Source organism: Microvirga roseola (assembly GCF_020866965.1).
GTDB classification, from domain to species: domain Bacteria; phylum Pseudomonadota; class Alphaproteobacteria; order Rhizobiales; family Beijerinckiaceae; genus Microvirga; species Microvirga roseola.
In genome coordinates, this window is record NZ_JAJATX010000043.1 from 24,884 (window position 1) to 34,728 (window position 9,845).

The window sequence follows — 9,845 nt, forward strand, 5'->3', positions numbered from 1 at the left end:
ATACGAATGAGATTTTATTCGATTATCGAAAGTAGTACCACCTTTGGCGATAGTGTAAACTAAGCAAATCCAGCCCGTGTTGCCTCGTGGCAACAGATTTTTTGCGAAAGATCGACATAAATTACCTCCGCGCATTTAGGGAATGCCACAGGCCGCAATCTCCTCGGCAGCGCTGCTGCCGGTTCCAAGCGGCCGCCTAGAACGTGAAAGCTGGAGGACCATCGATGACGCGTATCAGAACTCTTCTCCTCGGATCGGCTGTGGGTCTCACCGCCGTCGCCGGGGCCCAAGCCGCCGATCTGCCCGCACGTGCGGTCGCTCCGGCTGTTGAATACGTTCGTGTCTGCAATACCTACGGTGCAGGCTTCTTCTATATCCCGGGCACGGAAACCTGCCTGCGCGTCGGCGGCCGCGTCCGCGCTGACTACATCGTCGGCGAGACCTTCGACCGTTCGGACGATCTCGCGAACTTCTTCGTTCGTGGCCGCGTCCAGCTCGACGCCCGCACGGCGACCGCTTACGGCCTGCTCCGCACCCTGGTGCGCGCCGAGCTAAACCGCACCGCTGGTGGCTCCACCAGTGCTAACATTGCTCAGGCCTTCATCCAGTTCGGCGGCCTGACCGCTGGTCGCGTCACCTCGTTCTTCGCGAACGGCGACCTGCCGACCGGTCACATGGGCACGCTGCGCTTCTATGATGCGCCCGACGTGAACCTGCTCGCCTACACCTTCTCGTTCGGCAACGGCTTCTCGGCCACCCTGTCGCTCGAGGATCGTCTCGAGACCCGTCTGGCCGGCGCTATCCCGCTCGCTGGCGGCACCGCTCTGGTCTACGCTGGTCAGCGTCTCCCGAACGTTGTCGGTAACGTCAAGTACACCGGCACCTGGGGTACCGCTCAGCTCGCCGCCGCTGTCGGCCAGATCCGTTCCGACAACATCGTGACGACGGCTGGCGGCTTCGCTGTCATCCCGGATACCGAATACGGCTTCGCCGTGTCCGGTAGCGTGGGCGTGAACCTGCCGATGCTCGGCGCTGGCGACGCTCTGTGGCTCAATGCCACCTACGCCAACGGCGCTCTGGCTTACCTCGGCTTCGGCTCTGCCGAAGAGGTCGGCACCTCGCGCTTCTTCGTGGCTGACGCCTACATCAACCCGTTCACGGGTGACATCGACCGCGGCCATGGCTGGTCGGTTGCCGGTGGTCTGCGTCACTACTGGACGCCCCAGATCCGTCAGAACGTCTTCGGTTCGTATGCTCGCGTCGAGTACGGCGCTGGCGTTGCTCCGTCGGCGGACTTCAGCGAGTGGCGCGTCGGCACGAACGTGTTCTGGCAGCCGGTTGCCGGTCTCGACATCGGTGTGGAAGTTCTCTACGCCAACGTCGACGTCAGCGGCCCGACCCCGATCGGCCTGGAAGAGGACGACTTCTCCGGTCGCCTCCGCGTCCAGCGCGACTTCTGATCTAACGCGGCTCGCNGTCGACGTCAGCGGCCCGACCCCGATCGGCCTGGAAGAGGACGACTTCTCCGGTCGCCTCCGCGTCCAGCGCGACTTCTGATCTAACGCGGCTCGCTCCTGCAGAGGGCCCCGGCGGTAGCGCCGGAGCCCTTCACCATTCCGAGGCCTTTCGAGAGCATCGTGCGGAACCGGATTCCGTGTTGGTGGAAAGCTGATCCGGTCTTTCGCGCTCGACGATGCTCTCAAAGCAACGGATCGCCGAATGGACGCACAGCCGGCGATCTTGAGGCAGTTCCGACTTCCCCGAGGCTCGAACAGGTCACAGATATGCGGATGATGCGTCTCCGAAAAATTCCCTGTCGGGAATTCACCGATTCATTGATCGTTTTGGAGTCCGATCCCATGAGGTGCGTCCATTACCGGGCATAGCGGGCGATCCGGCAAGAGTACTCTCTTCGACGAGCAGGGCTGGCGCCGAGATTGCGCTCGCGGCCGCGGCTCTCCACGCACAGGCCACGGCATAGATGCTCCAGAATGTGACGCCGAGGAGCTTTACCGCATCCTCCGCGACGGAAGCTCCTTCGCCCGCGACATAGCCGACATCTGCCAGAGAATCGATGAACGCCGAGGTCGCCAGACACGAGATGGCGGCGGTCATGATGATCCATGGCGTCCGTGCGATCTCACGCCGGAAGAGGACCAGTCCGAGCGCCATCAGCGATGCATAGACGAGGTATACGAGCCCTCCCGGCAGTCATAGGAAGGGAAGCAATCCGTCGTGCACCAGGAAGAGATCGTCGATGCCGAGCACCGCCGTAAGTGTGCCGAGCAACAGAAGAAAGCGGGACCTGTTCCTGTTGCGGACCAGAGAAGCGGCAAAGAAGGTCGTCGTCGCTCCAACGAACCAGCCGACGGCCCCCAGACTCGAGAGCGAACCGGTAGCAAAGTTGTGGCCCGCGATGATGGCGGGATCCCGGTAGAATGTCGAGGGCGCCACACCGAAGCGGGAACCGGCGGTCAGCGCGAGTGCAAGGCAGATCATGTTGAGCGCAACGGCGGCGCAGCATAGCCCGCCAAGCCACCGTCCATCGCTCCTCCGGTCAGGTTTGTCGGGTTTCATGTCTGCCGTTCCTGCCTGCCAGCAGATCTAAGTCAGCTAAGGGGACGGCACAGATACTCAGGACAGGTAGTCCCCAGGCTGGGTACTACCCGCGATCAGTCTCCCGTTCAGGAGAGTGAAACACAGCGCCCGGTGCAGAAGTTGAAGAATCCGATTTGCAGTCCGGCGCTCTAGAGAGAACTCTCCTCGATCTCGCAGGTCAATCCGAGCGTGCCGGCCGTGTTGCTGACCGTCGCCAGGCACAGGCTCGCCTGCTGCTCCGGAACGAAGACCGCAAAGCGCGTCACGTAAAATCCGCCCTCCGCCTCGGCGAGCTTGCGTGCTTCGAGACGTACGATGTTGGCGTCGTACTGCTTGAAGACTTCGGCGAGCCGGGCCACGAGGCCCAGCTGATCGCCGCCGCTGATGGTGATGCGATGCGTGATGCTGCCGGTGGCGCCGGGGTCGGGGTCGAAGGCATAGGGAACGGCGCGGATCTCCGCGCCTTCGAGTTCGGGAAGTTCATTCAATCCCGCTTCGATCTCGCTGGCCGTCATGCCGGATGGAAGTTCACAGAGAGCCACGAATTCCGCGCCCGATCCGAGAGCGGCGAAGGTCGTGTCCCGCAGGTTCACGCCTGCATTGAAGAGATGCTCCGCAATGGCGGCGACGAGGCCGACCCGATCGGGGCCGAGGACGGAAACCAGGGCGACGGAAGACATCGCGCGCTCCTTTCACGGTTCGGCCATCCGACAGGACGACCCTTCCGCTATTGAAGAGCGGGTCCGTGCTTATTCAAGGTTGCGGCGAGCGCCATTCCGAAGAAAGGATGAGACGGTTTCCATCCAGAATGCGGGGAGCGAAGACGCTCGGCGTGGCTCCACGGGTCAGCGCATTGCTCGCGCGCAGCAGCCTTCCGGCTCACAATAAAGGAAGCGCCCCGTGAAAGCCGGGGCGCTTCAAGTCACAAGGGAAGAGTGCCCCCAGCCCTTCGGCCTTGGACTTCTACAGATTGACTGATTCGCGATACGGAAGCTGTATCGGGAAAGACACGGCGGCCGACATTCCCTGTCGTTCCGGCATCGGGCAGATCAGTTGACGGCGTAGCTGGGAGCGTCGCCCATGAGGGCGGCCTTGGCGGCGAGCAGCAGGGCCTCGCCGAGTTCGCGGGCGTGCTCCGGAGTCATCGCCACCGGCATCTGGCGCCGGATGCCGCGCTCGAACTCCTCCGGCGTCGTCGCCAGCTCGATCACCATCATGGCGTCGCCGCCGTCCAGCGTGCCGACCGAGAAGCTGGTGAGTGCGCCAATCATATCCATATCGGGGGTCATTTTGTGATGTCCTTTGCCCTAACGGAAACTTTTTACCGTAACGGCAGGGGGCTGTCTGCTCTCCGGTCAGAGAGGGGATTGTGTTGCGTTTCCGCCCGAAACGGGCCTGCAGTGGCCTGCGGCTTTGGCTTTCTTGCCACGCTGTACAATAACAAGACGATGGCCCCGTTCGAATCGGGATAACGGTCTTGACGCTAAGCTTTTTGCCGTGCAACGGCGGCGAATGGCCGACCTTTCCCGGCCAGTCTCATCCGTCAGGCTTTCCCTCAGACAAACAGGGGCACCATGAACAAGAACGATCTGATCGAGCAAATCGCTCAAGAATACGAACTGACGAAGACTTTCGCGCGCGACATCGTCGACAACGTCTTCCAGTCCATCACCGACGCCATTCAGAAGGGCGAAGAGGTTTCCATCTTCGGCTTCGGCAAGTTCAAGATCGTCGAGCGCAAGGCCCGCAAGGGACGCAACCCGCAGACCGGCGAGGCCATCAAGATCGCGGCCTCCAAGAACGTCAAGTTCGAGCAGGCCAAGGCCATGAAGGACCTGGTCAACACCAAGCGTCGCGGCCGCAAGTAAGCCGACGCTTCGACAAGCGAGCAACTGAGCGGCGGACGGCGCTCAGTTCAAGTGCAGCTCCCGCAGGCTTCTCATCCCTATGCGGGCGTGCTGCAGCCTCTCACTTCATGAGACCGGCGGCCCTGAGCGCCTGTGTGATCGTCGACTGGATGTCGGCCGCCGATGCCGGCTTGCGGGTCCCGTCGCTGCGGCGAATGACGGTCACCCTGCCTGACGGCGATTCGAGATCCGCATCAGGGGGAGGGGGACGGACAGTTCTCTTGACGTGTGCGGTATCCGGCGCCGTCTCGGTCAGACCCCAGAACTTCGCGATGTGGTAACTCGACGAGATTCCCGCCTCGAGCAGGAAAGGGCCGGCGGCTCCATAGCTGTTCTCGCCATCGCCCGTCGCCAGGGGCGTGCCATGCGCCATGCCGGTGATGACGTATTCCTCGATCACCTCTTCGCCTGCCGCATCGGTCCAGACGTTCCGCGGATATCCGTCCACCGTTTCGCTGCGATCGGGTTGCGGATCGAGCCCATGCACATTCGTCCACTGCTTGATGATCTCGCCCGCATTCATGTGCCTCACGGTGGCATCCGCGCTGCCGTGCCACACGGACACCTTCGGCCAGGGGCCACGATGGGGCGACGCGTTCCGGACGAGGTCGCCCCATTCCCCGGCGGGGCGGGTCCGGCCCTGGAACATGCACTCGAAGGCTTCCGATACGGAGGTCGCGCATTGGTAGGGAAGGCCGGCGACGATGGCGCCGCCCGCGAAAATGTCGGGATAGGTCGCGAGCATGGTGGCGGTCATCGCTCCGCCGGCGGAGAGGCCTGTCGCAAAGATGCGGCTGCGGTCGATCCCGTGATCACGGATGGCGCGCTCGACCATCTGGCGGATCGAAAGCGCCTCGCCCCGGCCGCGCCGGATGTCGCCGAGCCGGAACCAGTTGAAGCAGCGCTTCTGATTGTTGGCCTCCACTTGTTCGGGGAGGACCAGCACGAAGCCGTAGCGGTCGGCGAGAGCCGACCATCCGGCGCCATGGTCGTAGCCGGCTGCCGTCTGGGTGCAGCCGTGGAGAACGACGACGAGGGCAGGGGAGGGGGCAAGGTTTTCCGGCACATAGGCCAGCATGCGCAGGTTGCCCGGATTGGAGCCGAACTCCGTCACTTCGGTAAGGCGGCTTGGCGCGTCCGGCGTGATTTCAAAGGGCGGCACCGCCAGGCTCGACGCCTTCATCACCGCTTCCCACTGATCGCGATAGCGATTCAGTTGGTGGATCATGCGTCCTAGGCGCTGCATCGGATACCCTCTCCGGAAAGGCTGAATGCAGGATAACGCCCCACGCGGGCGTGTGTTGCAATGCACAATCGGATATCGCTGTGCAGAGCCGTGTCGGCCTTGCAGCTCCTTGGCGCTCCTTTGCGAAGCCGGGGGTCAGTTGACCGCAATGCTGGGCTGGGCGTATCGCCCATAGGGCGGCCTTGGCGGCGAGCAGTAGGGCCTCGCAGAGCTCGCGGGCGTGCTCCGGGGTCATCGCCACCGGCATCTGGCGCCGGATGCCGCGCTCGAACTCTTCCGGCGTCGTCGCCAGCTCGATCACCATCATGGCGTCGCGGCCGTCCAGCGTGCCGACCGAGAAGCTGGTGAGTGCCCCAATAGCCTCGAATTCTTCGGACATGTTTGTTTCCGTTCTTCGCGTTGTTGAAGCGATGTGTAGCTGACGACCCAAGTGCTGTCTGCTCTCCGGTCAGAGAGTGGATAATATTACTATTTGTCGTTGCCGTTGCTTCCGGCGCGCAGCAGGCTGCACTTTCCGAAATTTTTCTTCAGCTTGGCCGTCGCTTGACAAGGATCAAGGCTCCGCCTCCCAGCGGAGGCTAGGATTTATGTCTGACGGCCGGACCCGCCCGGTGCTCCCGCCAGCGGGAGCCCAGCGAGGATGAAGATAATGCCGAATTTCCCCCAGTTCGTGGAAGACCTCAAGCGTACGCGAGACGAGATCAGGCTCAAGATCCATCTCGGCTCGAAAGAGCTGCAGGATGAGTGGTCCGAGATCGAAAGCCACTGGAGCGCCTTCGAAAGTAAGGCCGAACTCGACAAGAGCACTCGCGACGTAGGCGACGCGGTGAAGTTTCTCGGCTCGGAGCTCAAGGACGCTTTCGAGCGGGTTCGCAAGGCGCTCTGACCGTGCCGGTCCCTGCCAGCCTTCATGAGGAACTCGGCGCCCTGCGGGCGGAGCTTCGCAAGACCTCGCAGGGCGGTGCCGCGCTCCCTTCCCCGGGAGCGGACGGGCCGCTGCCGGTGGAGAGCTCCGGCAGCGCGCCGCAGATGGCTCCCGATGGCGGCTTCGAGGAGCAGATGCAGGAATTGGCGCAGGCCCTGAGCGAATATGCCGGCAGCGCTGAGGATTTCGTGGCGGAGCGGAGCACCCTCTCGCATCGGTGCTGGCCGCCTTCGCGCTCGGCATCGCTGTGGGACGGCTGATGGGGAGATCATAGACCATGATGGATAATGTGGTGCGCAACCTTCGCGTTCTCTGGCGGGCGGAGTCGATCATCGCCGACATTCGCCTCCGGCAGGCGATCACGCGCTCCGGCCTAAGAGGCGTCGCTGCCCTCCTGGGAGCCTTCGCGTTCGTCATGGGCAACATGGCTCTCTTCTTCGCGCTCGAGCCATCCTGGGGACCCATCTGGGCCGCCGCCGCCATCGGCGGGCTCAATCTGCTCCTCGCCGTCGTTCTGCTGGTGACGGCGGAACGGACCAAGCCCGAGCGGGAAATGGAGCTGGCGCTTGAGGTGCACAACATCGCCCTCCAGGCGCTCGAGGCCGATGCCCTCGTCGTTCAGCAGCAGCTGATCGACCTTAAGGAAGAGGTCCGGGGCGTCCGTCAGGCGATCGTCGGATTCGTTCGGCACCCCATCGACTCCGTGCTTCCCGGCATGCTGGTGCCCTTGGCGGGCGCCGTCATCAAGGGGCTCAAGAAGCACGAGGAAAGGAACGGCTGACCGTTCAGCAGGCAGGCCGCCTGCGCTGGCGTTTGCTTTCTGTGCCCGCCGGAACTACTGAGCGGGTGGAGAGCCTTTTCGAGCAAACGAGGTCAGCCGGTGTCGAACCTGACGGTCAAGCCGACCGATATCCCCGATGTTGTTGTACTGACGCCCCGCCGCTTCGGCGATCACCGGGGGTGGTTTTCCGAGACCTACAGCACCCGCGCCTTCGCGCCGGTGCTGGGCGACATCGTCTTTGTCCAGGACAATCAGGCCTTCTCGTCGGCACGCGGGACCCTTCGCGGCCTTCACTTCCAGCGCCCGCCGGCCGCGCAGGCCAAGCTGATCCGCGTCATCCGCGGAAGCATCTTCGATGTGGCGGTCGATCTTCGCGAGGGCTCGCCCACCTACGGGCGTTGGGTCGGCGAGACGCTGACCGCCGGGGGAGGGGAGCAGATCTTCGTTCCGCGGGGCTTCGCTCACGGCTACTGCACCCTGGAGCCCGATACGGAGGTCGCCTACAAGGTCGACGAGTTCTATGCGCCGGATTGCGACGCAGGTCTGGCCTGGGACGATCCGACAATCGGAATCGCATGGCCTCTTCCGACGAGCGAAATCATCCTCTCCGACAAGGACAGGCAGCTTCCCGCATTCTCCGGCTTCACGTCGCCGTTCCGGTTCTGACAGGCCGCTTCTGCTGGATACCCGCTTCTCCTGAGCGCTTGGCGGATGGGGCTTAAGAGGACAGGGTGAACTGGTGGAGGCTGGCCTTCCGATAGGCCCTGTTCTTCCGGAAATAGTTTTCCGCCTCTTCCGCCGGAACGGCCGGGCTGAAGAAGAAGCCCTGCGCATAGTCGCAGCCGAGAGATTGCAGGTACTTGAGCTGCCGCTCGTCCTCGAGTCCCTCGGCGACGGTTTCCATCCTCAGGTTCTTCGCCAGGCTGAGGGTGGCCCGCACGATGGCCCTGTCGCCTGCATTGAAGGGCAGATCGGTCACGAAGGAACGGTCGATCTTGAGCTGATCGATCGCGTAGCTCTTCAGATGCGTCAGCGACGCGAAACCGGTTCCGAAATCGTCCAGCGCAATGGAAACCCCGAGCTTGCGCAGCTCGGAAAGAGCCTGGGCGACCTCGGAGGTCTTGTCGTCGAGAAGCACGGATTCGGTGATCTCGACGGTCAGTTGCGACAGGGGGATGCCCTTGGTCTGAAAAAGGCTCGCAACCTTCCTGGCGTAGTCGCCGCGCTTCAGTTCCGGAGACGTGACATTGACCGACAGCTTACAGGCCGGCATCTGCGTGTTCTGCCACTGCAGGAGATCGTCGCTGATGCTCTTGAGCATGTGCTCCCCGAGCAGGATCGCGGCGTCGGGATCGTTCAGCGCCATCTGAAAATGGCCGGGGTACAGGATATCGCCGTTCGGCAGAATCCAGCGGGCGAGGGCCTCGAAACCGTGCGAGCGCCGGTCGGATAGGCGCATCTGTGGCTGGTAGTAGGGCCGCAATTCTCCCGTCTCGAGAGCCGCCCGGAAAGCGGAGAGCTGCTCCAGCCGCTCGATCAGGGCAGAACGCATCTTCGCGCTGAAGATGCGGGTCTGCCCGCGTCCATCCGCCTTGGCCTGATGGAGGGCGACCTCCGCATTCTGGATCAGTTCGCTCACGCTCGCGCCGTGATCGGGATAGATCGCGACGCCGAGGCTCGCGCCCGCGTGGCGGACGGGAGAATGCGCCAGGACTGCAGCTGCGGCTGCGTCGAGCAGGTGGTCCGCAATCGACAGCACATTGTCCTCAGAGGATATGCCCTTCACGATAAGCGCGAACTCGTCCCCGCCGAAACGGCCGACCTCGTCCGCAGGCGGCAGGATCGAGCGGATCGAGCGGCCGGTCTGCGCCAGGATGGCGTCCCCGACTGCGTGACCGAGGACAGAATTGAGATCTCGGAAGTGATCGAGGTCCAGCACCGCGAAAGCCAGTTTGCTTCGCAGGCGATCCGCTTCGACCAAGGCGCCGGCGAGGCGCTTCTGGAGTGCTGCTCGGTTGCTCAGGCCCGTCAGTTCATCGTGGGTGATCAGATGCTCCAGCTCCCGCTGGCCGTCCGGCGGCAATTCTTCAGGGGTCGGCAGGGAGAAGACATCGTCCAGAGCATATCGCTCGTCCGTCTCAGGGGGAGCGGCCAGAAGCCGAAGCGTCTCCTGTCCCTGCGCGCCATAGATGGCGAGGATGTCGTCGTGCGGTAGCAGCATGCCGAGCATCCTGCGCGCGATGTGTTAAAAATTTGATGCGCTCGAAGGGGAATACATCCTGCCTTGTGAGCGTGAAGTGCCAGGGCAGTTCACGCGTGTGCCCTTTCGGGCAGGCACAGGGCCTTCACCCTGTGAATGTATAACCGATGTATCGTTTGGCTTCGATG

At 63.2% G+C, this 9,845-nt stretch carries 13 protein-coding genes; 6 read left to right on the forward strand and 7 right to left on the reverse strand.

Annotation, left to right across the window (positions count from 1 at the left end):
* The first annotated feature begins 224 nt into the window (after positions 1–224).
* Complete coding sequence (locus LG661_RS18545) at positions 225–1,460, forward strand: porin (RefSeq protein ID WP_230533370.1); 1,236 nt, start codon at positions 225–227, stop codon at positions 1,458–1,460.
* Positions 1,461–1,824: 364 nt separating this feature from the next.
* On the opposite strand, the gene LG661_RS18550 is transcribed toward LG661_RS18545, so the two are convergent.
* The 4 genes from LG661_RS18550 to LG661_RS18565 form a co-directional block, all read right to left on the reverse strand.
* Positions 1,825–2,115 carry a hypothetical protein gene (locus tag LG661_RS18550; RefSeq protein ID WP_230533371.1) on the reverse strand — a complete coding sequence of 97 codons (291 nt, stop codon included), beginning with the start codon at positions 2,113–2,115 and terminating at the stop codon, positions 1,825–1,827.
* A 96-nt stretch (positions 2,116–2,211) separates the two neighbouring features.
* Positions 2,212–2,577, reverse strand: coding sequence for a hypothetical protein (locus tag LG661_RS18555; protein WP_230533372.1), 366 nt, complete (start codon positions 2,575–2,577; stop codon positions 2,212–2,214).
* Between the two features lie 170 nt (positions 2,578–2,747).
* Positions 2,748–3,278 carry a glycine cleavage system protein R gene (locus tag LG661_RS18560; protein ID WP_230533373.1) on the reverse strand — a complete coding sequence of 177 codons (531 nt, stop codon included), beginning with the start codon at positions 3,276–3,278 and terminating at the stop codon, positions 2,748–2,750.
* 369 nt (positions 3,279–3,647) lie between these two features.
* The gene (locus LG661_RS18565; RefSeq protein ID WP_230533375.1) at positions 3,648–3,887 is read right to left on the reverse strand and encodes a hypothetical protein; all 240 of its coding nucleotides are present in this window, start codon (positions 3,885–3,887) and stop codon (positions 3,648–3,650) included.
* A 285-nt stretch (positions 3,888–4,172) separates the two neighbouring features.
* Between LG661_RS18565 and LG661_RS18570 the strand changes: the two genes are divergently transcribed.
* Positions 4,173–4,466 carry an HU family DNA-binding protein gene (locus LG661_RS18570; protein ID WP_230533377.1) on the forward strand — a complete coding sequence of 98 codons (294 nt, stop codon included), beginning with the start codon at positions 4,173–4,175 and terminating at the stop codon, positions 4,464–4,466.
* Positions 4,467–4,566: 100 nt separating this feature from the next.
* Here LG661_RS18570 and LG661_RS18575 read toward each other — a convergent pair whose 3' ends face one another.
* Both LG661_RS18575 and LG661_RS18580 read right to left on the reverse strand, forming a co-directional pair.
* Positions 4,567–5,688, reverse strand: coding sequence for an extracellular catalytic domain type 1 short-chain-length polyhydroxyalkanoate depolymerase (locus tag LG661_RS18575; protein WP_230533379.1), 1,122 nt, complete (start codon positions 5,686–5,688; stop codon positions 4,567–4,569).
* Positions 5,654–6,130, reverse strand: coding sequence for a hypothetical protein (locus LG661_RS18580; protein WP_230533380.1), 477 nt, complete (start codon positions 6,128–6,130; stop codon positions 5,654–5,656). Before LG661_RS18580 ends, LG661_RS18575 begins: the two co-directional genes overlap by 35 nt.
* 270 nt (positions 6,131–6,400) lie before the next feature.
* On the opposite strand from LG661_RS18580, the gene LG661_RS18585 reads away from it, so the two are divergent.
* The 4 genes from LG661_RS18585 (at position 6,401) to rfbC (ending at position 8,123) form a co-directional block, all read left to right on the forward strand.
* Entirely contained in the window at positions 6,401–6,637 is a 237-nt protein-coding gene (locus LG661_RS18585; protein WP_230533381.1) for a hypothetical protein, read from the forward strand.
* A 2-nt stretch (positions 6,638–6,639) separates the two neighbouring features.
* Positions 6,640–6,936 (forward strand): hypothetical protein, encoded by a 297-nt coding sequence (locus LG661_RS18590; RefSeq protein WP_230533382.1) that lies wholly within the window; start codon positions 6,640–6,642, stop codon positions 6,934–6,936.
* Between the two features lie 17 nt (positions 6,937–6,953).
* A complete protein-coding gene (locus LG661_RS18595; RefSeq protein ID WP_230533383.1) occupies positions 6,954–7,457 on the forward strand; it encodes a phage holin family protein in 504 nt (167 codons plus the stop codon).
* 108 nt (positions 7,458–7,565) lie between these two features.
* Positions 7,566–8,123 (forward strand): dTDP-4-dehydrorhamnose 3,5-epimerase, encoded by a 558-nt coding sequence (rfbC, locus tag LG661_RS18600; RefSeq protein WP_230533386.1) that lies wholly within the window; start codon positions 7,566–7,568, stop codon positions 8,121–8,123.
* Positions 8,124–8,175: 52 nt separating this feature from the next.
* Here the strand turns inward: rfbC and LG661_RS18605 are convergent, their stop codons facing one another.
* Positions 8,176–9,678 (reverse strand): putative bifunctional diguanylate cyclase/phosphodiesterase, encoded by a 1,503-nt coding sequence (locus LG661_RS18605; RefSeq protein ID WP_230533384.1) that lies wholly within the window; start codon positions 9,676–9,678, stop codon positions 8,176–8,178.
* Between the last annotated feature and the right edge of the window lie 167 nt (positions 9,679–9,845).

Excerpts from the sequence above, each read along its gene's own strand:
- LG661_RS18545 (WP_230533370.1), top strand. The coding sequence starts at position 225 with ATGACGCGTATCAGAACTCTTCTCCTCGGATCGGCTGTGGGTCTCACC.
- LG661_RS18550 (WP_230533371.1), bottom strand. The coding sequence starts at position 2,115 with ATGACCGCCGCCATCTCGTGTCTGGCGACCTCGGCGTTCATCGATTCT.
- LG661_RS18555 (WP_230533372.1), bottom strand. The coding sequence starts at position 2,577 with ATGAAACCCGACAAACCTGACCGGAGGAGCGATGGACGGTGGCTTGGC.
- LG661_RS18560 (WP_230533373.1), bottom strand. The coding sequence starts at position 3,278 with ATGTCTTCCGTCGCCCTGGTTTCCGTCCTCGGCCCCGATCGGGTCGGC.
- LG661_RS18565 (WP_230533375.1), bottom strand. The coding sequence starts at position 3,887 with ATGACCCCCGATATGGATATGATTGGCGCACTCACCAGCTTCTCGGTC.
- LG661_RS18570 (WP_230533377.1), top strand. The coding sequence starts at position 4,173 with ATGAACAAGAACGATCTGATCGAGCAAATCGCTCAAGAATACGAACTG.
- LG661_RS18575 (WP_230533379.1), bottom strand. The coding sequence starts at position 5,688 with ATGAAGGCGTCGAGCCTGGCGGTGCCGCCCTTTGAAATCACGCCGGAC.
- LG661_RS18580 (WP_230533380.1), bottom strand. The coding sequence starts at position 6,130 with ATGTCCGAAGAATTCGAGGCTATTGGGGCACTCACCAGCTTCTCGGTC.
- LG661_RS18585 (WP_230533381.1), top strand. The coding sequence starts at position 6,401 with ATGCCGAATTTCCCCCAGTTCGTGGAAGACCTCAAGCGTACGCGAGAC.
- LG661_RS18595 (WP_230533383.1), top strand. The coding sequence starts at position 6,954 with ATGATGGATAATGTGGTGCGCAACCTTCGCGTTCTCTGGCGGGCGGAG.
- LG661_RS18605 (WP_230533384.1), bottom strand. The coding sequence starts at position 9,678 with ATGCTGCTACCGCACGACGACATCCTCGCCATCTATGGCGCGCAGGGA.